This window comes from Paenibacillus sp. AGC31 (genome assembly GCF_057334655.1).
This window is the reverse complement of sequence record NZ_JBHFJH010000036.1, coordinates 105,989-132,952: the sequence shown is the minus strand read 5'-3', so window position 1 is coordinate 132,952 and position 26,964 is coordinate 105,989. Positions and strand designations below refer to the sequence as shown.

Genomic DNA, 26,964 nt, shown 5'->3' with positions numbered 1-26,964 from the left:
TAATCTGGCCCCCGTGTCAAGGACACTAAAAAAAGAGTGGCATTAAAGATTTACGAGGCGAATAATAGATGATTCCTGTATTGAACAGGGGTCATCTTTTTTAATCCCCATTGATATCTGTGGTTGTTGTAATAGCGAATGTAACGATCGATTTCTTGCTTTAACTCTTGAAGGGAACGGCAACTACGATGATCGACATGGTCCTTCATGTGGCCGAAGAACGATTCTTGGGGAGCATTGTCCCAACAGTTCCCGCGTCTGGACATCGACTGGCCTAACCCATTCTTCTTTAACAACTCCTGATAGATGGGACTGGTATAATGGCTGCCCTGATCTGAGTGGATGAAAGCATCCTTTTGGAGCTTTAGACGTTTCTGTTTCTTGAGAGCGTCAACAGTATCCGTGGCAATGTCTAATGTCAGCCGATGGGATATATTGTGAGAGAGGACCTCACTTGTTGAGGCATCCAGTATGGTCGACAAATAGGCCATCCCGGATCGGCCGTATGGAAGGTACGTGATATCCGTAAGCAAGGCCAGACCCGGTATGCCCTTCTTGAAGTCCCTCTGCAGAGTATTGGGTAAGGTTCGGTGTTCCAGCGTAGCTTTGGCCATGCGTTTATAAGGGTTGATTTTTCTGTGCGGACATACGATGTTAAATTTCTTCATCAATCTACGGATTTTCTTTAGGTTATAGATGACACCAAACTCGTGCTCAAGAATCATCTTGATGGAGCGTGAGCCCTTCTTGTAACCCCTTCGTTCGAAAGCCTTCTTAATCAGCTTCCCTGCCTCAGCATCCGAACGGACCCGCTCTAAACGTAAATCTGCAGCTTGTAAGTAGCTGTAATACCCCGAACGAGATACGTTAAGCAATGAGCAGAGGTATCCCGTCATACGTTCCAAGCCTTGATCCACGGCTTCCTTTATGAGCTCGAACAACTTAATCTTGCTTAGGTTCATTCCCTTTGCTACCAGCAACCTTTCTTTCGTATCTAGCTTTTTTAGCAGTTCTACTTGAGATTCGAGTAGATGAATCCGTGCTTCTTGTTTTGCAATGATTTCTTCCTGCGATAACTCTCTATGTAAAGGGCGACCCGAGGCTTCTTTTCGGGAGTCAGACAACCCAATAATCCCTCCAAGGTCATAGGCTTTTTTCCAACGTCCGGCAGATTGTTCTACTCGTTTCATTCCAATTACGGTAACATCAAACCCATGAGTTTCAAAGATCTCTCTAGGTGTCTTTCCCATCATATATTCGTCAATGAATAACTGCTTAAATTCATCTGCATAGGTTATCGCTTTGTCGCTAACATTCCTTACATATCTGTTCTTTGATATCTGTTCACGTTCTTCTTCTGTGAATCGCTTCTTGCTCACGATGTAATCCCCTCCATTGCTTCTTCAGTATACAAAAAGGTACCCACAGTCCGCACACCTTTTTTCAAAGTGTCCAGTCTATGGGTACCAGTGTAGGGTAACCCTAACTGCTTGAGTTCTCTTTTTTTTGGTGTGCGTGATAGGAGGAGAGCACTTTTATTATTCGGGCTGGATCGTTGGATCGATAAGAAATACAGGATCGGGCTCATGACCGAACTGTTTGAGATTAATGGTTCCGTTCAGTTGAAACTCGACACCTTCGCTAATCAGTTCTGTTTCCTGCATCATGCGCGAGTGTTCGTCCGTTATGGAGATTTCGCCTTTTGCGTTGACGACACGGTGCCAGGGAAGACGTTCTTTGCGGCTCATCGAGTGCAGAATACGGACGACTTGTCTCGCGGCTCTTGGACTTCCAGCATGGGCTGCAATCTGACCGTAAGTCATCACTTTACCTTCAGGAATCGCTGCGATGATCGCAATGACTTGTTTGGTAAATGGGGTCACTATGATGTCTCCTCTCTGTATCTTAGGTATATAGCTGAAAATATGAAAAAACGTGTCGTTCAGATACAGAATCTGAACGACACGTTGTATGGACAGATGTAACCTGATCCTGTGCACTTATAGAGGTTGTTCAAAAAAACCGCTTTTGATTACGAATGATGCCTATCGGCATCATAAGCATCGAATATGGAATTCAGCCGAAATGTCCGTTGCTCACGTAGCTTTTCTACGCTCCGCTACTCCATTTCTATCTTCATCCCATCTTCTCGGTACTGAAAACCAGTCTTTTTGAACACGTACTTATTGAGGTTGTCCAAAAGCCTTTTGGTACACGGCAGCGGGCCATTCTGCCCATGGGAATTCTCTTGCAGGCAAAGATTGCAGAATAACTTCTTCCTTGGTAACTGGATGAGGAAAAGCTGCAATCACAGACCATAGGGCAATCTGCTGGCCGGGTTTATTCACGCTTGCGCCGTACTTCTGATCCCCGTACAGAGGACAGCCCATTTCTTTCATTTGCACCCGAATCTGATGAGATCTGCCGGTGTGCAGTTCGATATGAATGAGACTGTATCGATCTGTTTCTCCAATAACCCGGTAATCCAGAACGGCATCCTTACCACCAGCCGTACCTTTAGGTACAACAGTAACGGTATTTGTGCGTGCATCTTTCAGGAGTGTGTGTTTTAACGTTCCCTGCTGTGCAGGCAACTTGCCATGTACAACAGCCGCGTATATTTTACGGAAATGCCGTCCCCGCACAGTCTCGGACAATCTCGAAGCTGCTTTGGAAGTCTTGGCAAAAATCATTGCCCCTCCAACAGGACGATCAAGTCGGTGTACTAACCCGAGATACACATTGCCAGGTTTGTTGTATCGTTCTTTCAGATCCTGCTTCAGCAATGTAAGCAAATCCGGATCACCTGATGAATCTTCCTGGGTAGGTACATTGACCGGCTTCGTAATGCCTAACAGATGGTTATCTTCGAACAGAATCGGAATCGCATCGTGGTCATGCCGATGTTCTGACATGATTAAGACTCCCAACGGCCCAGAATACCACAAGGCAGATCAAGACCACTACGTGTGATTGGCAGACCAATTTCACCTGCAGTAATGTCACCACCGTACTGAGCAGACATCGTCATGGTCAACATGTTGCGCAGAACCGTAGAGGAAATGCCCGTAGTGTAAGAGTTAACCAGCATGAATAATGGATTATCCGACAAGATCGTCATACACGACTTCAAGAAAGGATATAGGTTCTCTTCCAGTTTCCATGTCTCTCCATTAGGGCCACGGCCATATGAAGGAGGGTCCATAATAATGGCGTCGTAACGATTTCCGCGACGTTGTTCCCGTTGTACGAATTTGAATACATCATCTGTAATAAAACGAACAGGGCGATCAGCCAGTCCAGATAATTGAACATTTTCCTTGGCCCATTGAACCATGCCTTTAGCTGCATCCACATGCACAACAGAAGCGCCTGCGTAAGCTGCGGCTACCGTTGCTCCACCTGTATAGGCAAACAGGTTCAAGACAGAAATAGGGCGTCCTGCATTGGAGATTTTATCCATCATCCAGCTCCAGTTGGCAGCTTGTTCAGGGAACAGGCCAGTGTGCTTAAAGCTGGTAGGTTTAATGTGGAATTTCAGGTTTTCGTATCCGATCGTCCAACGCTCGGGAATGGGCTTTTTCATATCCCAGTTACCGCCACCGGAAGAGCTACGATGATAGTGACCATGCACCTGACGCCATTCATTGGTTTCTTGCTCAAGGGGCCAGATAATCTGTGGATCGGGTCTGCGTAAAATTACATCTCCCCAACGTTCCAGTTTCTCGCCGCCTCCTGTATCGATTACTTCATAGTCCTTCCAATTCTTAGCTACGTACATAATGATTTATCCATCCTTCAAAAGTCATTTGGATACTATTGTACAACAAAAAAGGGCTTGTACGCCAGTTGGGGGACGGGAGTGTACCATATACTGAAAAACAAAGATAACCAAAAAATTAATTTGACAATGATAATCATTATCACATATGATTTTGTTAATCCAAAATTCATTCTTTCTTCATGAAGAGAATATAACATGATCAAACTAAAGCGAGGGAAAAATAGATGGCTAAATTGTTAGTGGCTTATGCAAGCATGACGGGAAATACAGAAGAAATTGCAGAACTGATTGTGGAAGGAATTACACAGGGAGGTCACGACGCAGATCTGAAATCCGTAACGGATTGTAATGCATCCGATGTATTGGACTATGACGGATTCATGATCGGCGTCTACACTTGGGGAGACGGGGAGTTGCCAGATGAATTCCTTGATTTCTATGAAGAGTTGGATGAGCTTGACTTGAGCGGCAAGAGAGCAGCAGTGTTCGGTAGTGGTGACACGTCTTATGAGCAGTTCTGCGGAGCGGTTGATCTCGCGGCTGCCAAGCTGCAAGAGCGTGGGGCGGAGGTATCTCCAGAGATGTTGAAAATTGAATACAGTCCGCTTGAGCAGGAGAAGGAAACATGCCGTGACTTTGGCAAACGCTTCGCTGCTGCCGGATTACAGGTATCCTAAAGATCATGTTAAGACATAATGTTCAGGCAGCGATACCATTGGGAAGGAATGACCTTCCTGGACGTCTGCTTGAAGATTACAGATTGGAAGAAATGCTGCGCAGCCCACACCGATTCATCCGCCCTGAACCAGTGTCTGAGCAGCGTTCTCCACTGCAATGGAGGCATCGTGTACAATATGCGGTGAGTCACGCGGTCAATTCCTTTTACAGTCTCGACCCCGATGTTCGCAAAGAGGTACCCGTACAGTATTTACTTGAGAAGTGGTGGCCCAGAAAGGCGGATGGTTTCGAATCTGTTCTCCATTACTGGGATGTGAAGAACAAGATTACGGATGAATTGTCACTCGCCATTGCAATGAACGATGATCTGAAGCATCCAGCCATTCTTTTTGAACAGTGGAGAACGGAGTTACCTTCATTATCCATGCATTTGTCGATGATATTTCAGGCGGCCTGGCAACCAGAAGGCTGGGATTCGCTGCTTATTCAGAAATATATGGTTGTCCACGATCCAAACGTAGTTGAGGCGTTTCAGCATATGGTCAGTGCATTCTGCTGGGAAGCCTTCGGTAAATTACCGGGTATGATCGAGATATACTGCTTGTTGGAAGGACGCAAAATTAGGTACATCCCTGGACGCCAGTCTCTGATCCGTTCCATGGACTACATTCGCTTGATACGTGACAGCATGCCTCAAGCAGAAGTGTTGGAGTCAGAACAGTTTACGACGCGTGATAAAGCGCGCATCCACGAAGAGGTGGATCGCTGGAGAACGGAAGCCGTTGAACCGAAGAAAACATGGTTGATGTGAAGGCGATTGAAGGATAAAGATATATCATGCAGATAGAGGAGGGGAAGTTGCCATGTCTACCGGTCTAAGTCAAGATATAAGCAGCGGCAAGAGACGTGCAGGCACTTGCGAATTCAGTCCGTTGCCAGTACCCCAGTCGGTTATACGAAAGTTGCTTGATGAAGCAGATCCTTCATTATATGTAATGAGTTCAGAACCCTGGAGGTTTATGTTGTTTGCAGGCGAAGGACGACAGCTTTATCTGGAAGCGGTCAGACAGAGCTATCCACCCCATCTGGCTGATCGCTACGGCGATTGGGCTACATATCAATACACGGAAGCAATCCCTACCCATCTGGTTGTTGTGGCGCCTAGAAATGCCCGTGAGGATGATCTTCTGCCGGCCAAAGCCTGGAGCAAACGCTTTAGTATTCTGGCTGCGGAACAGGGTTTGAATGCTGTCTGGAAGATCAATGATTATCAGCAACATCCTGTGTTTATGAATTTGATGGGTTTGACAAGTGATGAGAAGGTGCTGGGGGTATTCCATATCGGTTACGGAGACCAGCCTGCATTGCGGGATATGGATGCAAGCAGACCAGCCTCTGAACTGATGACGGTCTATGACCATCTGGTGTAAAAAAAGATTCATTAGTTCTCTTATTTGCTGGTGTTGAATAGAAAATCACGAACGAGCTGACGATTCGTCTGATCTTTGTTGTAGACGGAGAACAACCGATTGGATACGGTAAGGACATTGCCAAAAAAGAATCGTTCGAATTGGGTCTGTCTGCCCCCAAATGATCCAGCCCCAAGCTCCCAGATCAGGCGGAACAGAGCGTTGCGTTCGTGAGAAGCCATATCGTTCCCTTTCAGATATATATTCAGTGAAGGAGCGATATCGGATTGAAACTCTTCTTCCTGAGGGATCATAATCACCCCGCTCGAACCCAAGAGCTGCAGAATTTCAATCATCTCAGGATAAAGTTTCGGAAAAAGGAGATTGGCTGCCATCAATGGTTTGGGAGCAGGTAATACAAATCCTCTTCCGTCTGGGATTGCACCTGCCTCCGCGGCCAAGGCCAATGCTTTTAACGATTCAAGACCTGCGAACACACGCGCGGTTTTCTCGACAACATGTGCTTCCGTATTCAGATCCAGCGTATCCGTGAGAAGCTGGATTGTACCGAGAACAAATTCTGTTTTGGCAATATAACGACACAATACCTGATGACCTGCGTGAATATGAAAGTTACTACCACTGAAGAGTCGCGAGGACATTTCCTCACTTCCTGCAAAAAATATCCGTTCATGCGGAACGAGCACCCGGTCAAAGATGACGATATTGTCCATTTCTTCATATCTGGAACTCAGGGGATAGTTGGTGTGAGATTCGGCTGCGTAGGTATCCCTGCAGACCAGACTGATTCCCGGAAGATCATTGGGGACAGCAAAAGAGAATGCAAATGGATTTTCGTCATCAAATGGGGCGGGAGAAGGTGACGGATAGACAAAAATCTCATCCGATGTGGCAGCTTGTGTAGCCATCATGAATGCTCCGCTAATGATGAGGCCTTCCTCGGTGCGATCTACGACCTTTGCAGCAATAGCATCCTCAGTAGCATCCAGTTGCCCTGAGATTTTGCTGGCATATGGCTGAATGAAGGCATGGGATAGCGTGATATCATGATCACGGCAATACGCATAATAATTCTTGAGATTTTCTGCATATTGGGGAGATAGTTCGTTCAGGAGATCGGCACCTGTGTAAAAGGACATTATGGCTGTATTCATGTAATCGGGTGAGCGACCAAGAAAGCCATGATGCACGTTTGTCCAGATATTCATCCCTTCCCGTCGTTTACGGAGATCGTCGGCACTGGTTGGAGGCAGGAAGGATATGCCCACAGGTTTGCCGTCTGCCGGGGAGGCATACGTCATCGTTTCTGCAAATTTAGGATCAGATTGCAGATCATACATGTACATCTGAGTCTCCATTAGACCAGCAAATGCTACATGTTCAGAGCGTTTTCCAGTAATAAGGTTACCTTTATACCAACAAGGGACGGACTGTGCATCAATTCGTTCGCGATACTGTGTGCCACTTTTAACAGGCATTGTTATTCACCTCTTGGTTCTAATCGTTCATGGGCATACTGACTTCTTACGTAGTGTACGTAGGTCATCTGTCCAATGTGCATTGAAGAGGTGAGAAGGATTTTTACAGAATAGGGCTTGATAATAATTATCATTCTTGTTACAATAGACAAAGAAAAAAGGAACCGGTAAGGGCTCCTTTAAGTGAATCACATGAAATTACTTATTTTACTTCAAAAGTCTTACAGTCTGTTTCAGCAGACTGACTTGCTTCTTTGTTACTGTGACTCACGATGTAGATCGAGGAAGCATTACATTTGTTCTCTTGAGCCCAGTGACGACAGGAATTAACTTCACACAATACGTCTTTTGCCATGATTGTTAACCTCACTTTAAATGGATTACAGTCGTTGGTATAAAGAATCCGGATATAACAAGTTGCCGCTTGTCAATCTGGAAAATTTTGTTGCTCTCACGAATCTAGAGGGCTTTTTTGCGTTATACACAACGATGCACACTTAGAATAGCAAATTTAATTGAAGCTTGCAACCAAATGCCCCCATCTGTGGCAAAATAGTGGACGTGCTGTGGTTATATTTGCAAAAAGGCAGTAGTATGTTATTATTTAATAGTAATAATTACGATTAAAAGTCTAATTGATTCTATATAAATTGAACTAAACATTTACACGAAACTATAAATGAAGGAGCATGTGTATACATGAGCAAAATAAACCATATGAACCGGATTCCCCGCGCGAAAGGGATCGATATGGCTGCTTTTTACACGCCAAAAGAGTGTAGGCATAAAGCCCAGCATATTGTATTTTCCGCTGAAAATGAACGCATCATTAATGAATTTATCACCATTCTGGGCATGAAAGAGAAGTTCAGAGAGCATGATGTATCAATCCCCAACAAAATGGTCATGTTCGGGCCTCCCGGTACGGGTAAAACATTAACGGCATCACATCTGGCGGAGCGCCTTGATCTGCCATTGGTTCTTGTGAGATTAGATGCAATCATTCATAGTCATCTTGGGGAGACCGGAAGTAATGTACGCAAGTTATTCGAATATGCACGTGTTAATCCCTGTGTACTATTCTTGGATGAATTTGATGCCATAGGTCGAACACGTGAGAGCAATGATGAGGTGAAAGAGATGGCGCGTGTTGTCAATACGTTGTTGCAGTGTCTGGACGAATTCGATGGGGACAGCATTCTGGTGGCTGCAACGAATCTGGAAACCCAACTGGATCACGCCATCTGGCGGCGGTTTGATACGAAGATGACCTATAGTATGCCAGATGATGCAAGTCGCAGATTGTATATCAGCAAGTTGGTAGGGGCATTTGAACAGGAGACTCGGCTGGAAGATTATATATGTGAACGCTTGACTGGGTGCAGTTATGCGGATATAGAGCAGATTGTTTTGAAAGCAAAACGGAAAGCAATCATTGCCAGTAGTGTGCTTCATAAGCAACTGATCTCGGATGCTTACGATGAATACAGACCACGAGTATTAGAGTGGTGATTGCTTCCATTCTGGATAAAGCAACAAGGAACATGTTGAACTAGCCCAGTCTCCTGAATGGAGTTCTGGGCTAGTTGTCATGTTAGCGAGGTGCGTTATACTTTAACGGCTGCTCCGTATGCTTTTTCTGTATTCATGGCTTCTTGTGTTGCAGTCCAGCGTGGCAGACTTAATCTGAACATGCTGCCTTCCGGGCTGCTGGAGACAAGTGTCAGTTCACCGCCCTGTTCCTGAGCGAGTAGGCGGCTATATGTTAATCCTAGACCCAGACCGCGGTTACGACGTTTTTTGAGTTCTCCACGATAGAACCGTTCGAAGATTTTGGGTTGTTCTTCGGCTGCGATGCCTGTGCCGTGATCCTTAACATCAACGTACAGCATCTGCTCTTCTGTACTTAGATAAATATCGAAGACAGCTTTCTGTTCAGGAGCTGTGGCATGAAGTGCGTTATTGAGCAAATTGACAATGATCTGCTGAATGCGGAGAGCATCCCCCATGGTAAATAAGTTAATTGGAGGGGCGTGCAGCTGAACCTCTGGCATTTTGTCCTCGTACGCAATCTTCCACTGATAGATGATCTCACCGACCAACAGTTTCAGATCCGTCCGTTCCTTGCGAACGGCAACACTTCCTGCAGCCATGGCGTTATAGTCAAGCAAATCTGCGACCATTCGCTCCATGCGTTCAGATTCTTTCAAAGCGATATCCAAAAATTCTTTACCTTCCTGTGGACTCACGACATCGTCACGTACTGCCATAACGAGCCCCTTGATGGATGTTACCGGTGTCTTGAGTTCATGACTTACCCCTGCCAGCGATAGTGTACGCCATTCTTCGAGTTGTTGCAGGCGTGTGGCCATATCGCGAAATGAATTTACAAGTTCATTGATCTCACGCTCTCGTGTATTCAAGTCAAGACTCACATCATAATTGCCACCTCGAATCTGTTCAGCGGCATAGGCGACCTGACGAATAGGTCTGGATAATTTTTTGGACAGGAGATAGATTGTAAACCATCCACAGAGGATTAGTCCTCCGAGGATTAGAGCCACGAGCCATATCGTCTCTGGACCAAATGTAATGGATTGTTTGGACTGCATGACCCACACTTTACCCAAGGTTTGATCGCCCTCGGATATGTTGACCGTTACACCTGCATATTTGTTGTTTCGAGGTTCAAGATAGTCGTCTGACAGTCGATAATGCACATCTTTTTGCTCCATTTTAGGCTGGGAAAAGATCAATTGATTGTTGTTGTCCAAGATCATGACACAGAAATAATGATCTGTGTTAAATAGTTTCTCTCGCTTGGTGACCAGTCTGTCCAGATCGGGTGGAACCTGAAGCATATTATTTTCACTGGTCACTCGATCGGCAATCTCCAGACCAAGGAGTTCTGCAGTTTTGAGGCTTTTCTCAATGGAAGTTGTTCGAATCCAGTAGATTGCCCCAGCCGCAATAATCGTGAAACCAATGCACAAAATGAGAAAATATCGCAGTGTCCAGTGTGACAAAATGGATATGGTTCGTTTGGGTTTCTTTGGTTTCAGTTGGCGATCCAAAATTGATACCCCATTCCTCGCAACGTCCGAATTTCTCCCGTCTCTGGCGACCAGTGGGAGAGGGCTTGACGTAGTCGTTTAATCGATAGATCCACAGCACGGTCACTGCCATCATAGTCCATCCCCCATACCTGTTCAATAAGATGATCTCTGGTAAATGTACGATTCGGATAATCGGACAGGAAGAACAGTAACGACAGGTCACGAGGTGTGAGTGCAACCTCTGCTCCGTTCAGCAGCACCTGTTTAGCAGCAAGATCAATGACGAGATTTCCAAAGGAACGCTTCTCTTTGCCACCTGAGGTCCAATGTGGATTACGGCGCAACACCGCATTAACTCTGGCGACCACTTCTTCCGGTACAAAAGGTTTGCTCATATAATCGTCAGCACCGGCATTTAGTCCGTTGAGACGGTCTGAAATGTCATCCAGTGCAGTTAGCATGATCACGGGACAAGCACTTTTTTCACGAATAATCCGCAGCAGATCCCATCCGTCCATTCCTGGCAGCATCACATCAAGTAATACAAGGGAGGGCGTTACGGTATCAAAAAGGGTAAGTGCAGTTGGTCCATCTGCTGAATGATGAACTTCAAATTCTGCTTTTCTCAGATAAGCAGCCAATACTCGTGCAATAGCTTGCTCATCCTCGACGATAAGTATGGATTTCAAGAAAAGCGTTCTCCTTTCGCTTTGTAAACTTGTACTGATTTTACATGAGCCAGAGCGTAAAGCCAATCCTGTATTACGGATTTGAAAAAAATATGGGACTTGTCTTATCTTGACTTCTTCCTGACACATTCAATTGATATGATTCACTCCAACAAGCAACCTAAACAATCATGTACTGGAGGAAACATAGAGATGAACAAGAAAGCAAAAGCATGGCTTATTACAGGTGTGGCAGCAGTCGCCGTAATCGGTGGCGGTGGTTACTATATCACAAACAGTTACTTGGGTAATAACGTGGAGATTGAGCAGGTGCTTCCTGCGAGCACAGCGACATCGACAACAGCTGTAGATAGCACAGGAACGGTTATAGCCAATGAAACTGCTGGAGCTGAGCAACTGAATGGAGACTGGAGCATCAGCGAAGGTTCCAAAGTATACTTCTCCGTAACCACATCACAGGAGACAGTTAACTTTGTGGACGATAAGGTAACAGGCAATTGGACCATTAATGTTGACGATGCTGCTCAGATGAAGGCAGAAGGACAGATCGAGATGGACGGAATTGATTCCGGGAATGGACAGCGTGATGGTCACGTGAAGCAAGCCGATTTCTTCGACATTGCTACACATCCACAAGCTACATTTACAGCGACTTCTTTTGAAGGGGTACCTGCGGAATGGCCTGTCGGTCAAACGGTTGATATCAAAATGAATGGTACCATTACGGTTAAAGGTATTGAAAAAGAAGTAACTTTTGATGCAAAAGCTGCTTATGAGAATAATGCAGTATTGTTGTCGGCGACATCGATGGTAACATTCGAAGATTTCGGAATGGAAAATCCACACTCCGTTGTGCTCTCGACTGAAAATGATATCCAGGTACAGCTTGAATTGAAACTTTCTAAATAAGTGTAACAACGATTATATATCTAAAAATCTGCTCTGTTCTGCCTTACGGTGGACGGGCAGATTTTTTTGTTTCTTTTGCAAAATAATGTGATCGATATAGCTCAAATGTAACTGTCACAGGATCATATTGTTAAAATAACTGCTGTTTCCTTTGGATTATGCCGTGTCGCCTATCGCTATTAAGCGCTTACAATGAGGAGGATTCATAACATTCATTGATCTATGCACAATCAAACACAAAAAGGGGGAGATCAAGAGTGAATAAGAGGTACATAAGCGGGTGTCTGGTATTACTAATGCTGTTCTGTGATCTGGGGTTGATGGTTCGTCCAGCTGCTGCAGAAGATGCAAAAGTGAACGTGGCACTTAACAAGGCGGTTACGGTAAGTGAGCAAGATCTATTGTATGAGGGACAAAAAGAAAAGGCGGTGGATGGTGATGTGAATACTCACTGGAGTGCGAGCTCACCTTCTTCTGAAAGCAATCCTCATTGGTTGACCATAGACCTAGGTGCGCCATATGAGCTTTCCGGAGCGGAGTTGACTTGGAAGGACAAAGACCAAGTTGTAAAATATTTGATTGAAGTGTCTGATGATGGTAACAACTGGTCGACTGTTGTGGACCAAACGACTAACGAAATAAAACAGACTGTTGCTAGTGAAGAATTCCAGACCAGTACATCTGTCCAGTATGTGAAGGTTACGATTCCGTACTATGCGGGAGCAACTTGGTGGCCTGGGATATCCGAGCTTAAAGTCTGGGGAGAAGAGGAAGAAATTGATCCAGCAACCATTACAAGTTACGATCCCGTTAAGGTCAATACAGTAGCTGGGGTTGCACCTGTTCTGCCTACAAAAGTGACAGCGAAGTATCTGAACGACAAATCTGGTTCGGTTCCAGTAGAATGGGACAGTATCGACCCTTCAGAGTACGCAAATGCGGGCAGCTTTACCGTGACGGGTGCAGTATACGGTGCTTCCTTACCAGCAGAAGCTAATGTAACGGTAGGGGGATATCGAACGGATTATGTTAGAGGAGTAGATATCTCTACTTTAACAGCGATTGAGGATAACGGCGGCAAATACTTAGATAGTAATGGCACAGAAAGGGACTTGCTCGATATACTCAAGGACCGCGGTGTCAATTATGTGCGTCTTCGTCTGTGGAATGATCCACAGAAATCAGGGGGATACAACGACAAGGACGATGTCATTCGTTTGGCCGAGCGGGTGAAGAAAAAAGGTATGAAGATCCTGCTGGATTTCCACTACTCGGATGAGTGGGCGCACCCGGGCCAGCAGCTTCGTCCCAAAGCTTGGGAAGGTCTTTCGCCCGAAGAGCTGAAGCAGGCCGTATACAACTATACGGTTGAAGTTGTGGGAGAAATGAAAGCTAAGGGCGCCATGCCTGATATGGTGCAGATCGGTAATGAGATCAACAGTGGTGTTCTGAACGGCTTGAGCAGTGACGTGGATTTCGAGCAAAATGTTGCATTGCTAAAAAGCGGAGTTGATGCTGTACGTGCAGTAGAAGGAGAGATCACCGATAACGCGGATAAGGTGAAGATCATGATTCATCTCGCAGAAGGCGGCAAGGCGGATACGTTCGACTGGTATTTCAGTGAGCTGGAGAAACGCGAACTGAAGTACGATATCATCGGACTTTCGTATTACCCGTTCTGGCATGGGACGTTTGCAGATGTACAGAAAACGATGAATGAAGTGTCAGCCGAGTTTGGCAAAGATGTCATTATCGCTGAAACGTCCTATCCGTTTTCCTACAAAAACGGGGACGCTCATGGAAACATCATCGGATCGGACGAAGCGCTTCATGTTGGGGGAGCAACATTCCCTGCAACGGTACAGGGGCAATATGATGCTATTGCTGGCATTATGGATATGATTGCTGACGTGCCGGAAAACCGCGGAGCAGGCTTCTTCTATTGGGAGCCCGCGTGGATTGCCGCCAATGTAGGCTGGATTGATTCCGAGGGAGATGCATGGGAAAATCATGCCATGTTCGACTATGATGAATTTCCGGGGAATGGTGGATACTCCTACGAAGGACGTGCCTTGCCATCACTGGATGTGTACAAACGCGGACTGGAGCTTCTGCCCGCAGACCGCCAGCAACTGGATGCGGCACTTACACGAGCCAAATCATTGGTACAGACTGATTTTACTCCAGAAAGCTGGGTGACTCTGGCTCCGGCAATCTCGGCAGCGAATGATGTATACCAACAGGCATACACGCCGGGCGGGGTGAATCAAGCAGATACAGATGCAGCGACAACAGCATTGGAACATGTGATGCAGCAGATGCAGGTTATCACCCCGCAGCTTGACGAGCTCAGAGCTAAAATAGCGGAAGCGCGTACGTATCAGCAGACTGACTGGTCTGCGGCCACTTGGGGGGTATTGACCAAAGCGCTGGAAGGCGCTGAGCAGGTCTTGAATGATCCAAGAACAACACAGACGGATGCGAATACAGCGGTTAAACGTTTGCATGATGCCATTCAAGGTCTATCCAATGTGGACAAAACACAACTGCACCAGTACATTCAACAAATGCAGCAGCAGACTAAATCTTCCTATACACGCCGGAGCTGGTCTGTGTTGGAACAGTCTTTGCAGGCAGCGATCCAGGTCCGAGATAACAATGCTGTTGTCCAGTCTGAGGTCAATTCAGCACTGAGTACGTTGAAACAAGCCTTTACTAATCTGGTCTCTCTGGAGGCTTTAACAACGGGAAAAACGGCAACGGCTTCAAGCAGTGCAGGGACAGGAGGCAATCAAGCCAACTCTCCTGAAGGTGCAATTGACAACAATCCGAACACTTCATGGGGGACCGATAAGAGTATTGACAGCTTGTGGCAAGTGGATTTGGGGCAAGTCGCAAACCTGCGCAAGATCGAGATGTCGATGTGGAGTGGCGGCATCAAATATACGATCGAAGTGTCCAATGATAACAAAAATTTTGTGAAAGTAGTGGACACCACAAGTGATGTTGTTGTATCGACCGCACCTAGCCATGTACTTCCAGAGGGCACGGAGGGACGTTATATTCGGGTAATGATTAAAACAGGTCCCACATGGGTAGGATTCATGGAATTTGAAGCATACGGTACGTTCCCGGCAGACAAAACTGCACTGCAAGCTACTGTAGATGCCTCTGAGAAATTAAAACAAACCGAATACACGACATCAAGCTGGAATGTATTTAGTAAGACGCTTTCTGAAGCGAAGGCATTCATTCTGGATGTTGAATCTTCAACGCAAGATGTGAGCAATGCGGATCGTGCGTTACAAGATGCTGTGAGTAAGCTTGTACGTCAAGATGGTACACCTGGCCCTGGCCAGCCCTCACAACCAAGTGTACCATCCCAACCATCCAACCCGGGAACAGCACCATCGACGGGGAATCCGTCTGTAACACCACCGGTTGGATCAGGTACTGTACCAGAGAAGGGTTCAATAACGGTAAAAGGAACAGCAACCGGGGAAGACAAGTATTCGATTCGTCCAGATGTATTCCTATTAACTCAGGCACTGCAATCCATGGATATAGGAAATCGTACGTTGAAACTGATTGCAGATGTGCCTGACACAGCCAAGAAAGTCACATTTCAGTTGGCTGCAAGTCAACTGGCAGCATGGATTCGTTCCGAGGAAGTGAAATCCCTGGATGTAGTTGTAGGACAGACTACTGTTCGTGTTCCTCTAAAATCACTCCCGCTAACTATTGCGGAGACTGCAGGAACGTTCGACATCGTAGTGGCAACAGGATCGACAGATACACTGTCCACATCTCAAAAAGCAACGATAGGTAATCATGCAATTGTTGATGTGAATTTGTTAATGAACAATAAGCCATTGCAATGGACAAACAGAGCGGTTGAAGTTGCTCTATCCAATGTGGAGCAACCTAAAAAGAATGATGTAGTGATGGTTGTACATTCCATATCTCCAAGTGGGGAAATGAACCCTGTTACGTATTCCAAGTACGATGACAAGACGAAGACGATGGCGTTCAAACCGCTGGAATCCGGCAGTTATGTCATTGCAGAAGTTGAAGTGCCATTACATGATCTGCAAAATCACAATTGGGCAATCCAAGAGGTGCAAAACCTCTATGGTAAAGGGATTATTTCGGGGATGAGTGCAACTCGTTTTGCCCCGCAAGGTGAACTGACCAGAGCACAATTTTTGCAAATGATTATTAAAGGTATTGGTGATACACGCCAGCCGGATCCATCTATTTCGGTCCCAACGGATGTGAAGGAAGGACAGTGGTATGCCGATTCAGTACGACTTGGAATTGAAATGAACATTATTCAAGGCCGAGCAGATGGAAGCTTTGGAGCCAATGAACGTATTTCGCGAGAAGATATGGCCGTTATGCTGAACAGAGCACTAAAGGTTGTGCAGCGTGAGGATGCGACCAGTTCTGTACAAGGAAATATGGTGTTTGTAGACAACGCTGAGATCGCTGGTTATGCGAAAGAAGCTGTAGCCTCGATGCAACAACTCGGTCTGCTAAACGGCATGCCTGATGGCACGTTTGCTCCGAAAGAAACGGCGAACCGTGCACAAGGGGCTGTTGCAGTCGCCAGACTGATGGAACAACTCTATTAGAGATAGTTCAAAAAGTCCGCTTTTGATTACGAAAGGTGCCTGGTTGCATCATCAACACGCATGAATAGAAAATAACAAAGCAGGTAAAGAGATCGGATCAAATGATCCGGTCTCTTTATTTTTTGCGAAAGAATTGGGGTTCAGACTTCATCCTTTTCTCTAAATAGGCATATAAACATTTTGTTAATGTCGTATTGACAATATTGATTTCATTTGTTATCATTTCGATAATATCAAAACGACAGTATTAAGAAATGGGGAATGAGCCATGTTTGGATTCCGATTTGTGAAATTTCAACCCAGTGAGTATGTCATGAAGGTGAAAAATGGTGAGGTACAGCGTCAAGGTGTGGGATTGTCCTTCTATTATTATGAGCCGACCACATCGGTAGTGGTTCTACCCGTGTCCTCGGTGGATGTACCATTCATGTTCGAAGAGATTACAGCGGACTATCAGACGGTTACTGTGCAAGGGCAGCTAAGCTATCGCATTGTGGATTACCTGAAAATAACCCAGAGCCTGAATTACACGTACAATCTGCGCAAAAATCGGTATATCTCCGACGACCCCGGCAAGCTGGATCAACGGGTGATCACCACAGCCAAAGTACTGACCAAGAAACATCTGGAGCAAATGCCGCTGAAAGAAGCTATTCAATCCAGTGAACGTCTGGCGAGCAGCATGAAACGCGAGGTTGTGCAAAGTGAAGAGTTGGAGAAAATGGGCGTTGAGTTGATGAGTCTATCGATACTTGCCATTCTGCCTAACAAAGAAACGATGCGTGCATTGGAAGCACAAGCCCGGGAAGAGATTTTACGTCAGGCAGATGAAGCACTCTATGTGCGTCGCAATGCATCCATTGAACAGGAAAGACGAGTGAAAGAGAACGAACTGAACACCGAAATTGCCGTAGAGACAAAGAAACAGCAGATTCGTGAGACCCAATTGCAGGCAGAACGCTCGGTGAAACAGAAACAAAATGAGATGGAGCAGGAGCAGCTTCAGTTCAATACAGCGATGGAGGAACGCAAGCAGCAACTGATTGAGTTAACCATTGCCAATCACAATGCCGAAGCGGATGCCAAAGCCTATGAGATTGCTGCGGTAATGAATTCATTGCAAAATGTACAGCCGAATGTACTGCAAGCAATGGCGAATATGGGCATGAATTCTGATAAGCTGATCGCACTCGCGTTCCAGGAACTGGCTGAAAATGCAGGCAAGATCGGACAGCTTAATATCTCGCCGGATCTGTTGCAGGGATTGATGTCTCCTGCGCAGGGCAGAGATCAGGGAGGTCGAGCGAGATGAGATTAGGAAGAAGAGAACAAGCTGAACAGGCAGAAAAATCAGTACGTCAGCAGGCTGCAGCGGACGATCGAATGACCGAACACAAGCTGATTCTGGTGAAGCGCCGGACCCGACTGGAGGAACTGGTGGTTCGATACAACACGGTGCAGCAAGCTCAGTTCTATATTGAACGTCTGGGCGCAGATTTCAGTGATTATATGGAGGAAGACCGTCGTTATCGGCTATCTGTGCAGCAGGCACAGCAGCAACTGGGTCAATTGGGGCGCGTTCAGACGATTGATCGGGAACATGTGCCCAATTTTATCTTTGGAGAGCAGGATATCGTGGTCGTGGTTGGACAGGATGGGCTTGTAGCCAACACCCTCAAATACGTAACCGAGCAGCCGCTCATCGGTGTGAATCCGGACCCGATGCGGTGGGATGGCGTGTTATTACCTTTTACCGTGGAAGATCTGAGCTTCATTGTTCCTGATGTCATTCGAAAGCAACGAACATTAAAAGAAGTCACTCTCGCCAAAGTGGAACTCAATGATGGACAGTATCTATATGGTGTCAATGATCTGTTCATTGGTCGGAAGACACATGTGTCGGCACGTTATGAAGTGCGTTTGGGTACATCGACAGAACAACAATCCTCCAGTGGCATCATTGTATCCACAGGCATGGGATCGACAGGCTGGTTCAAAAGTGTGCTGGCGGGAGCCACGGGAATTGTTGGATCGGCGGCATGGCAGAACATGAATTCCGAAGCGGAGGTCGCTACAGCATCGGAATCCATTCATGGAAGCAGGCAAGATATGAATCATTTTAACTGGGATGCGCCTTATTTATATTTTTCAGTACGTGAACCGTTCCCGAGCCGGACGACTGCGGCCAATCTGGTGTTTGGACAGATTCATTCGGAGCAACCATTGCACATTGTATCCCAGATGCCGGAGGACGGTGTTATTTTCAGCGATGGGGTCGAGCAGGATTTTCTTGAGTTTAATTCAGGAGTGGAAGCCATCATCGGGTTGGCAGAGAAGAGGGGACGTCTCGTGGTCTGACCCTTTATTTTCAAGCCGTTTCCGACTAGAATGGGTAACTAGATGTGATACACTGACGTCAGGAAACGGAAAGAGGGTTAACGATGCAGTCGATATTGTTGGTTGAAGATGATGCCAAGTTAGCAGGATTGCTGGCGGCTTATCTGACCCGAAATGGATTCCAGGTACAGGTCACAGATGATTTTCGTCATGTACTGGATGAATTCGTGAAGATGGAACCGGATCTAGTGCTGATGGATGTGAACTTGCCTCAATATGATGGATACTACTGGTGCAGGCAGATACGCACACATTCCATATGTCCCATTTTATTCATATCGGCTCGTGATAGCGGTATGGATCAGATTATGGCGTTGGAACATGGAGCGGATGATTATATTACAAAACCTTTTCAATATGAAGTCGTTCTTGCCAAAGTACGAAGTCAGTTGCGCCGAGCCTATGGTTCTTACGCTGCTGTTCAACAGGAAGTGAAGGTGAAGAACGGTCCCATGATCTTTTATCCTGAGCGATTTGTATTGGAATATGATGAGCGTTCTACCGAGCTAACACAGAAGGAAGCGATACTGGTGGAAGCGCTGATGGCGAAGGCAGGGCGAGTTGTCAGCCGAGAAAAATTGTTAGAACAAATGTGGGAAGATCAGCATTTTATTGATGATAATACGTTGAATGTCTATATTACACGTGTTCGCCGGAAGTTGAAGGAGCTGGGTGCAGAAGAGATTTTGGAGACGGTTCGCGGAGCGGGTTATCGTGTGTTGGAACTGGATTCATCCGCACAGGGGAAAGGAAAATGAGACTTTTCCTGAAAGACCACCTGATGTTAGTCGGATTTTATGTGTTACAGATGCTGCTGGTTCCGTGTGTCTACTGGCTCTCTGGTGAGGGCCGTCCGATGAAGATTGTCCTTTATGGCATGCTGATCAGTATCGTGGTATTGATGGTTTATCTGGTCACTCGTTACTTCCAGTTGCGAGCATATTACCGTCTACTTCAACAACCACGCAAACTGGTAAACGAGCCTTTTCAAACGCTTGGAAATTCGGTCGTGGCGGAGGCCATCCAGGAATTGTTACATGAACTGGAGCGTAATCGGCAGAACGAGATGGGTCAGTTACGTACTAGCAAGGAACAGCAGGTGGTATTCATGAATCGCTGGGTTCATCAGATGAAGACCCCGTTGTCCATCATCCAACTGACCTTGGAAGATGTGGACGATGAGACGGCTGGCAGTATTCAGGATGAGCTGGATAAGCTGCGCAAAGGACTTGAAATGGTCTTGCATTCATCAAGGCTTGAACAGTTTGAAGGGGATTTTCGTGTGGAGCTGTTGTCTTTGCAAGAAGTGCTTCGGAGTAGCATTGCTGAGAACCGACGTTTGTTTATTCGCAGAGGCATTACGCCGGATATTCGTATGGAGGACGACCTTCAGATATATAGTGACTCCAAGTGGCTGCGGTTCATGTTCACCCAGATTCTGACCAATGCCGTGAACTATTCCGATAGCAAATCTGGCAAAAAAGTGATCATTACAGGCTATAAGCAGGAAGAACGTACAATCCTGGACATTCAGGATGAGGGAATTGGCATCTCGTCCGAAGATATTCATCGCGTGTTCAATCCCTATTTTACAGGCGAACGGGGCAGACAATACCATGAATCTACGGGAATGGGATTATATCTGGTTCGTGAGATCAGTGCCCGCCTGGATAACCGTGTCGAGTTGTTTTCGGAGCCAAATGAGGGAACGTTGGTTAGATTCAGCTGGATTCATTCGAAATATCCGAAGTGAAAAGTGCTTTGCCCATGGGCGAGGTGCTTTTTTTAATGCACAGAATTGTGATAGAGGAGGTAGGGGAACAAAACCTTAAACGGGCTGTAAGATAAGTTTAAGGTAATTCGATAGCACCGTTAGGGGAGGTCGGTTAGGATAAGAATAGAATTAACGTATAAAGAATGATGGATCAGGAGGGAATTACGAATGGAAATGTTACAGGTATCGGGACTGAACAAAGTATATCAGGGCAAAGTGCAGACTCGGGCCCTTAGTGATATTCATCTGACAATCAAGCAAGGTGAGTTTGTGGGTATTATGGGCCCGTCGGGTAGTGGCAAAACCACATTGTTAAACATGGTCTCCACCATTGATGAACCCAGCTCAGGCAAGGTGCTGATTAATGGCATGAACCCGTTTGATATGAAAAAGAAAGAACTTGCCATGTTCCGACGTCGGGAACTCGGATTTGTCTTTCAGGATTTCAATCTGCTGGACACGCTGACTGTTGCTGAGAATATTGTGCTTCCATTGACACTGGACAAGGTCAAACTGAAGGAGATGGAGAGCAGACTTCATCGCATTACAGCGAAGCTCGGGATTGATCATATTCTGGATAAACGAGTCTACGAAATTTCGGGCGGACAGCGACAACGGACAGCCATTGCGAGATCCATGATCAATATGCCTTCGATTGTTTTGGCGGATGAACCCACCGGTGCCCTGGATTCTACGTCATCCCAAGCGGTCATGGAGTCACTTGAACAGATTAACCAGCAGGAGAAAACAACCATTATGTTGGTTACACATGACCCGCTTGCTGCAAGTTATTGCAACCGCATCGTGTTTATCAAGGATGGAAAACTGGCAGCCGAGGTACACCGCGGAGATAATCGACAGACGTTCTTCCAGCGGATCATTGATACTTTATCCTTCTGGGGAGGGAATTCACATGAGCTTTCCTCAGTTCGCGTTTAATAACATTCGCCGGAATGGGCGAGCGTATATTGCTTTTTTTCTTAGTAGTGTGTTTATGGTCATGATTTTCTTCGCGTATGCGGTATTTATCTATCATCCATATGTGGCAGAGTTGCCAATGGGTGACACAACCGCTACGGGGATGCAGATCGCTTCGGTTATTGTGTATGTGTTTGCATTTTTCTTTGTTATGTATTCCATCAGTGCTTTTCTCAAATCACGGAACAAAGAGTTTGGCATTCTGACCATACTTGGTGCGGAGCCTAGGCAGATTCGGAGATTGGTCATTCTGGAGAACATGTTGATCGGCTGCCTGTCCATTATTGCCGGGATCGGCGGAGGTATGTTGTTGTCCAAGCTGTTCCTGATGTTAACTACTCGTTTTATCGGGATGGATGATCTGCCCTTTTATTTTCCGGTGAAAGCGATTCTGATTACGATCGGGGCCTTTCTGTTATTATTTTTCTGCATATCACTCTTCACATTGGTTTTTATCGGGAACAAACGAACGTTAGAACTTTTGACGGGAACCAGCAAGCCTAAAAAAGAGCCCAAAGCTTCATGGTTCTTCTCACTTCTGGGTTTTGCATTACTAACAGTAGGTTTTGTGGTACTCCGCAGCGAGTTAAATGGCGGAACAATCATGATTGCAGCTGTAACAGGGATAGCGGGAACGTATTTTTTCTACTCTCAACTGTCTGTCATGATCATTCGCTTATTGAAACGTAATCGTAAAACCGTATGGCAGGGTACACGTCTGTTATGGATCTCAGAGATGAGTTATAAAATGAAGGATAATGCACGCATGCTCTTTATGGTGACCGTGGTGATTGCGATTGCTTCAATGAGTGCAGTTGTAATTTTGTCACTGGATCAGGAGAACCGGGAACAGTTTACGAACAACGATTTTCCAATTCAATACAACGTCTTCAGACCAGCGGAGCAATTGGATATGAGCGCTATTGATTCGAAACTTGAAGCCGCAGGCTTGGATTATCAACAGATATATCTGGAATATCTGTGGTCCTCTGCAGATCAGAGTGCTGTCTCGGTTATGCCGCTTAGTCACTACAACCAATACAATCGGACACAAGGGAGAAAGATGTTCCAATTGGATACCGGATCCGTTTTATTTGTGGATACCCGCAATGAGAAGGATCAGGGTCAGATCGAGCGCAACAGATTTCGTAATTATGCGAAGGGAGACAAGTTGACGTTGAATCTGAACGATAGCCCTCTGGAAGCCCGGGTTACGGATACAGATATCGATCCACGGTTTGGAACCCTACTCTATGCTACAGGTGTAGTTGTTCTCCCGGATGAGAAGTATGAAGAGATTGCCCAACAGATCAAAGAGAATATGATATCAGGAAAATATCTGTATCAGATCCCTGCATGGGGCCATGCTGTACCTGACCGCCACTCCTCGGAAGCCATGGTTAGCGATCAGCTTCTATTCTCCGTAAATTCCATTGGAAGCAGCAACGCTTCAACGGATAACAACTCTGGATATCTGACTACACGATATGGAGATTTTGAGAGATACAGACAGGGTACAGCACTCTTTACCTTTCTGGGTATATTTATCGGATTAATCTTCTCGATATCTTCCGCAAGCTTTCTGTATTTCAGACTGCATACCGATCTTGAAGCAGATGGAAGGATGGTGCATTCTCTTTCGAAAATGGGCCTCAGTTTCCAGGAGATGAAACGATCATCCACCGTTCAGATTGCCATTCTGTTCTTTTTACCGATTGGGGTAGCTATCATTGAAACGTTGGTAGTGGTTAAACCATTCCTGACTGAGTTTGGTATTACCAATTATACGATGCCGGTGTTGACTGTTTTTGGTGCCTTTGTACTTGCACAGACGTTTTATTTCATCGTCATACGTTCCAGATATATCGCTTCTCTGCGCAAAATGATGGTGTAACTATCTTAAAAACAAACGATCATAAGGGACCGACTATGATTTGTTCATTTGCCCGTATTTCTTGATTCAGATCAAGGAAATGCGGGCTTTCTTGCGATAAGATGAATGTATTCACAGATTACATTATCGAGGAGGACGATTAGGATGAGTATCACGTCATTGCAAGAAGTCAAAGCATTCAGTGAGGAGCGTTTTACTAAACGAGTTTTATTCCAACAGGGTGGTGGAGTGACCTTTGTACTTCATTTTCTGCCAGGTCAGCAGCTTCCCGTTCATAAACATCCAGGCACAGACGTTATTTTGCTGGTGGTCGAAGGCACAGGCACACTTATGCTGGATGGAAAAGAACAAGAAGTGAAACAAGAGGATGTAATTCATTGCGGCGGTGAAGTGGAGTTTGCATTCCATAATACAGGAGCTCAGGAGGTTCGTTTGTTCGTGGTGTTAAACAAAGTGCCAGCAGCATCCTATGCAAAGGACATCTAACATCGAATATCAAGGAAGCGATACAACGATTCACTGATCGGAACTAATATAAGGGGAACTCTATTCTGGAGTTTCCTTATTTATTTTTATTCAAGAATATCTTAATCAAGTGTTTCCCATCGCAAAACAAAAAGCATACTTGAGTCTGAGAACATCAGATTTAAGTACGCTTCTTCGTATTCCGCCAGCAACTTGTTCATTATCCGGTCTATAGTCATTCTGCCTAGAAGTATCCCAGCAATTCCTTGGCTTCATTCGACATCATCTGTGGAGACCATTGTGGCTCCCACACCACTTGAACGTCAATATCAGTCTTATTCGTATTTTCCTGTAAAACCCATTTCACCGCACCAACGATGGTATCGTGCAGCGGACAACCTGGTGTAGTTAGCGTCATCCGTACATGTACTCGTTCAGCTTCTTCCTTTACTTCATACACCAGACCAAGGTCAACGATATTGACACCTAATTCAGGGTCATATACTTCCTTGAGACATTCCAGTAAATGCGTTGTTTGTTCCATCATGTTCACCCTCCAATCTACCTTTTTAACATTAACGTCTGAATACCAAAGCAATATTCGCTATATAAACGATGGAAACCAGAGATAAGGCTGTTCCTCCAACCATCATAACCTCTGCCAGATTAATCAGAATTCCACTGACTAGCAGAAGGCTTCCAGCCACCATGGCGATCATCCCCCAATTGACGTTCCGTTCACTCAGCATACCAGCCATTAGCGGTGTTCCGGGTCTGCCTGCCTGCTTGCCGTATTTGTGGGTCCACCAGAGAAAAGGCACGATTTTGGAGGCATATCCGAGTATGGTGAGGGACACCCAGCCCCCGAGATATACCCATCCAGACAGAAGAACAACCCTTGGATGGAGCAGCAGTTCGGTTCCTTGCGCCGAATAGATCAGTAGGGCGACAGCATATGCGGCAAAGGCACGGCTTACATACACAGACCAGCGAATACCCGGCCCGGGGTTGCTTTTGTGACGTTTCTCCTGAATTTGCTCCAAGTGATACACATAGAAGAGTAGGGCTGCGGTTAGGAGCAAGAGCGCGAACCAGAGCAAACCTCCCTTAAGCCCAGTCAGAAATGCGACAACGCCTGTAATTACAGCTGCATTCCACAGAACCAGGACCACTTTCTGTAATCGAAGGGAGTAATCGTGGGACAGGTAGAACATGGGCAGCATTTTGTAACTGAATCCGGTAATTAACATGCCAAACCAGCCGAGTGTTCCCATCCAGATATGTGCGCCGAACAAGCGTTCATGCATACCATTCCAATCACCAAAGGCAAAATTCAGACCCATCAGCATACCGGATAGCCCGGTAAGAACCAGATAAAGACACGAACATGCTGCACTAATCGTTACCGGATTCCATTGTGAGGCACGTAAGAGGGTAACAGCCATATTCCATCCGAACAACAGGATGCCAGAGAGCGCGAGTGTCGCAGAACCGGAAATCCAGATGACATCTGCACAAATGAAGCCGTATAACATGCCTACGATTCCGATACTGAACAAGACATAATGACAATAACCGAGAACCAGACTGTAGATATTGGATTGCAAAATAACATGTATCAACTGATAAACGGCACCCATTGCGAGCATGGTTGCCCACCCGAGCACAAACAGATGAGCATGAAACCAGCCTTCGGGTCCTCTGAGTTCATCACCAAGCCAGCCTGTCAGCGAGAGCAGGGAGAAGGCGTGATACATTACAAATCCAAAGATGCCCGTGATGATGAAAAGAAACGGCAACCTGGACATGGCTTTCTCCTCCTTACCCTTTTTCAATTCTCACTTTGGCTGTGCCATCGGCTTGATCTTCAACCGTGTAGGTGCAACCTAGATTGTTTAACTCTTCAATCAGGAATACAGGTACACGGTCATTGTGAATCAGTACGATTTCCCCAGGTTTGCAACGCTCCAGAGCGGCAAGTGTTCGCATCATGGGCTGTGGCGGTTCCAATCCGCGATTGTCCAGTATAACTTTGGGTGCCTGTGGAGTTTCAATGTTTGCAATCGCAACAGCTTGCTCCTCCGGATGTCCTTTGCATGAAGCTGATTCTTCGTCTGAACCGGGCTCCGAATTAACTTCTGATCCAGGTAAAACCATTGCAGATAATGCTTTTGCACCGGTTTTATTTTTTTTGTGCACAAATGTGGTAACCCAGTGATCTGAACCTTTTCGTTCCGATGTGCTGGAATATCCTTTCAGCTTGAGAATACCGAGCAGAGGCGTTGGTTTGAATGGAGCATGTAGGACAAACACATCGTCATGCTGAAGGCCCTTGACCGTGTCCATAATCAGCTGAAACGGCTCCAGCTTTTTACTCAGATGAGGGCGCACATCCAATTCAACCATACGGATATCAGATGGAGACATGTGCGTTCACATCCAATCCTGCACTAGCTACATCCGCCTGTTGTACCAACTGCAGAGATGATTCATACAGGGCGGCCATTCCACCGTACAGCGCGTAGAAGAATGACTCCGGCGCATCGAGGGAGAAGGACAGATAGGCTTTGGGGTCCATGCCGAGCACACGCTCAAAAAGTCTTGCACTGTCATAGGCGTAAAAACAGAAGTGAGTATATTCGAACACAGGCATTTTTTCGTAAATGGTAACAATCTCTTGCGCATATTCGGCCTGTTCACGCTGTGCTATCTGCACCATGGTTGTGGCATCTTCCAACCTCAGCGTGATGCGAAGTGTAGTATTGTCAATGATTTCAACGTGGGCCATAGCGGTTCAG

25 protein-coding genes are annotated in these 26,964 nt (G+C 46.0%); 13 read left to right on the top strand and 12 right to left on the bottom strand.

The window, feature by feature from the left end; all coding sequences use genetic code 11:
• Positions 1 to 50: 50 nt before the first annotated feature.
• From ACE04G_RS23220 to ACE04G_RS23205, 4 genes are all read right to left on the bottom strand, one after another.
• On the bottom strand, positions 51 to 1,379 hold the full coding sequence (locus ACE04G_RS23220) for an IS3 family transposase (protein ID WP_338539556.1): 1,329 nt from the start codon (positions 1,377 to 1,379) through the stop codon (positions 51 to 53).
• 159 nt (positions 1,380 to 1,538) lie between these two features.
• Positions 1,539 to 1,883 carry an MGMT family protein gene (locus tag ACE04G_RS23215; RefSeq protein WP_221820410.1) on the bottom strand — a complete coding sequence of 115 codons (345 nt, stop codon included), beginning with the start codon at positions 1,881 to 1,883 and terminating at the stop codon, positions 1,539 to 1,541.
• A 300-nt stretch (positions 1,884 to 2,183) separates the two neighbouring features.
• Positions 2,184 to 2,915 carry an RluA family pseudouridine synthase gene (locus ACE04G_RS23210; RefSeq protein ID WP_405117795.1) on the bottom strand — a complete coding sequence of 244 codons (732 nt, stop codon included), beginning with the start codon at positions 2,913 to 2,915 and terminating at the stop codon, positions 2,184 to 2,186.
• A 2-nt stretch (positions 2,916 to 2,917) separates the two neighbouring features.
• Positions 2,918 to 3,781, bottom strand: a complete 864-nt coding sequence (locus ACE04G_RS23205) for a class I SAM-dependent methyltransferase (protein WP_017687801.1) — start codon at positions 3,779 to 3,781, stop codon at positions 2,918 to 2,920.
• A gap of 227 nt (positions 3,782 to 4,008) precedes the next feature.
• Here ACE04G_RS23205 and ACE04G_RS23200 point away from each other — a divergent pair, with 227 nt between their 5' ends.
• From ACE04G_RS23200 to ACE04G_RS23190, 3 genes are read left to right on the top strand one after another with little or no spacing between them, the layout of a single operon-like run.
• Positions 4,009 to 4,461 (top strand): flavodoxin, encoded by a 453-nt coding sequence (locus ACE04G_RS23200; RefSeq protein ID WP_221820413.1) that lies wholly within the window; start codon positions 4,009 to 4,011, stop codon positions 4,459 to 4,461.
• Between the two features lie 5 nt (positions 4,462 to 4,466).
• Positions 4,467 to 5,273 (top strand): hypothetical protein, encoded by an 807-nt coding sequence (locus ACE04G_RS23195; protein WP_221820414.1) that lies wholly within the window; start codon positions 4,467 to 4,469, stop codon positions 5,271 to 5,273.
• Positions 5,274 to 5,325: 52 nt separating this feature from the next.
• Positions 5,326 to 5,892, top strand: coding sequence for a nitroreductase family protein (locus ACE04G_RS23190; protein ID WP_221820415.1), 567 nt, complete (start codon positions 5,326 to 5,328; stop codon positions 5,890 to 5,892).
• 20 nt (positions 5,893 to 5,912) lie between these two features.
• Here the strand turns inward: ACE04G_RS23190 and ACE04G_RS23185 are convergent, their stop codons facing one another.
• Positions 5,913 to 7,370: a 4-hydroxyphenylacetate 3-hydroxylase family protein gene (locus tag ACE04G_RS23185; protein WP_221820416.1), complete on the bottom strand. Its 1,458-nt coding sequence runs from the start codon at positions 7,368 to 7,370 to the stop codon at positions 5,913 to 5,915.
• Between the two features lie 202 nt (positions 7,371 to 7,572).
• Complete coding sequence (locus tag ACE04G_RS23180; protein ID WP_076209985.1) at positions 7,573 to 7,725, bottom strand: DUF1540 domain-containing protein; 153 nt, start codon at positions 7,723 to 7,725, stop codon at positions 7,573 to 7,575.
• A 344-nt stretch (positions 7,726 to 8,069) separates the two neighbouring features.
• On the opposite strand from ACE04G_RS23180, the gene ACE04G_RS23175 reads away from it, so the two are divergent.
• Positions 8,070 to 8,882, top strand: a complete 813-nt coding sequence (locus ACE04G_RS23175; RefSeq protein ID WP_449004826.1) for an AAA family ATPase — start codon at positions 8,070 to 8,072, stop codon at positions 8,880 to 8,882.
• 95 nt (positions 8,883 to 8,977) lie between these two features.
• Here the strand turns inward: ACE04G_RS23175 and ACE04G_RS23170 are convergent, their stop codons facing one another.
• Both ACE04G_RS23170 and ACE04G_RS23165 read right to left on the bottom strand, forming a co-directional pair.
• Positions 8,978 to 10,444, bottom strand: coding sequence for a HAMP domain-containing sensor histidine kinase (locus ACE04G_RS23170; protein ID WP_449004827.1), 1,467 nt, complete (start codon positions 10,442 to 10,444; stop codon positions 8,978 to 8,980).
• Positions 10,429 to 11,115, bottom strand: coding sequence for a response regulator transcription factor (locus ACE04G_RS23165; RefSeq protein ID WP_449004828.1), 687 nt, complete (start codon positions 11,113 to 11,115; stop codon positions 10,429 to 10,431). Before ACE04G_RS23165 ends, ACE04G_RS23170 begins: the two co-directional genes overlap by 16 nt.
• Positions 11,116 to 11,307: 192 nt before the next feature.
• On the opposite strand from ACE04G_RS23165, the gene ACE04G_RS23160 reads away from it, so the two are divergent.
• The 9 genes from ACE04G_RS23160 (at position 11,308) to ACE04G_RS23120 (ending at position 24,187) form a co-directional block, all read left to right on the top strand.
• Positions 11,308 to 12,024, top strand: coding sequence for a YceI family protein (locus ACE04G_RS23160; protein WP_449004829.1), 717 nt, complete (start codon positions 11,308 to 11,310; stop codon positions 12,022 to 12,024).
• Positions 12,025 to 12,281: 257 nt separating this feature from the next.
• Positions 12,282 to 16,658: a glycosyl hydrolase 53 family protein gene (locus tag ACE04G_RS23155; RefSeq protein WP_449004830.1), complete on the top strand. Its 4,377-nt coding sequence runs from the start codon at positions 12,282 to 12,284 to the stop codon at positions 16,656 to 16,658.
• Positions 16,659 to 16,926: 268 nt separating this feature from the next.
• Positions 16,927 to 17,970 (top strand): SPFH domain-containing protein, encoded by a 1,044-nt coding sequence (locus tag ACE04G_RS23150; protein ID WP_449004831.1) that lies wholly within the window; start codon positions 16,927 to 16,929, stop codon positions 17,968 to 17,970.
• Between the two features lie 71 nt (positions 17,971 to 18,041).
• Positions 18,042 to 19,016: a diacylglycerol kinase catalytic domain-containing protein gene (locus ACE04G_RS23145; RefSeq protein ID WP_449004860.1), complete on the top strand. Its 975-nt coding sequence runs from the start codon at positions 18,042 to 18,044 to the stop codon at positions 19,014 to 19,016.
• Positions 19,017 to 19,099: 83 nt separating this feature from the next.
• Positions 19,100 to 19,813 carry a response regulator transcription factor gene (locus ACE04G_RS23140; RefSeq protein ID WP_221820423.1) on the top strand — a complete coding sequence of 238 codons (714 nt, stop codon included), beginning with the start codon at positions 19,100 to 19,102 and terminating at the stop codon, positions 19,811 to 19,813.
• Positions 19,810 to 20,808, top strand: coding sequence for a sensor histidine kinase (locus ACE04G_RS23135; protein ID WP_221820425.1), 999 nt, complete (start codon positions 19,810 to 19,812; stop codon positions 20,806 to 20,808). Before ACE04G_RS23140 ends, ACE04G_RS23135 begins: the two co-directional genes overlap by 4 nt.
• Positions 20,809 to 20,997: 189 nt before the next feature.
• Positions 20,998 to 21,768: an ABC transporter ATP-binding protein gene (locus ACE04G_RS23130; protein ID WP_221820427.1), complete on the top strand. Its 771-nt coding sequence runs from the start codon at positions 20,998 to 21,000 to the stop codon at positions 21,766 to 21,768.
• Positions 21,743 to 23,701: an ABC transporter permease gene (locus ACE04G_RS23125; RefSeq protein ID WP_221820429.1), complete on the top strand. Its 1,959-nt coding sequence runs from the start codon at positions 21,743 to 21,745 to the stop codon at positions 23,699 to 23,701. The genes ACE04G_RS23130 and ACE04G_RS23125 overlap by 26 nt, the downstream gene beginning before the upstream one ends.
• Before the next feature lie 144 nt (positions 23,702 to 23,845).
• Complete coding sequence (locus ACE04G_RS23120) at positions 23,846 to 24,187, top strand: cupin domain-containing protein (RefSeq protein ID WP_221820430.1); 342 nt, start codon at positions 23,846 to 23,848, stop codon at positions 24,185 to 24,187.
• A gap of 223 nt (positions 24,188 to 24,410) precedes the next feature.
• Here the strand turns inward: ACE04G_RS23120 and ACE04G_RS23115 are convergent, their stop codons facing one another.
• The 4 genes from ACE04G_RS23115 to ACE04G_RS23100 are packed head-to-tail and all read right to left on the bottom strand — an operon-like array spanning position 24,411 to position 26,954.
• Positions 24,411 to 24,710 (bottom strand): metal-sulfur cluster assembly factor, encoded by a 300-nt coding sequence (locus tag ACE04G_RS23115; protein ID WP_221820562.1) that lies wholly within the window; start codon positions 24,708 to 24,710, stop codon positions 24,411 to 24,413.
• Between the two features lie 31 nt (positions 24,711 to 24,741).
• Positions 24,742 to 25,974 carry a YceK/YidQ family lipoprotein gene (locus ACE04G_RS23110; RefSeq protein ID WP_221820431.1) on the bottom strand — a complete coding sequence of 411 codons (1,233 nt, stop codon included), beginning with the start codon at positions 25,972 to 25,974 and terminating at the stop codon, positions 24,742 to 24,744.
• A gap of 13 nt (positions 25,975 to 25,987) precedes the next feature.
• Positions 25,988 to 26,593, bottom strand: a complete 606-nt coding sequence (locus ACE04G_RS23105; RefSeq protein ID WP_221820432.1) for a DUF2249 domain-containing protein — start codon at positions 26,591 to 26,593, stop codon at positions 25,988 to 25,990.
• Positions 26,580 to 26,954, bottom strand: coding sequence for a hypothetical protein (locus tag ACE04G_RS23100; protein ID WP_221820433.1), 375 nt, complete (start codon positions 26,952 to 26,954; stop codon positions 26,580 to 26,582). The genes ACE04G_RS23105 and ACE04G_RS23100 overlap by 14 nt, the downstream gene beginning before the upstream one ends.
• Positions 26,955 to 26,964: the final 10 nt, after the last annotated feature.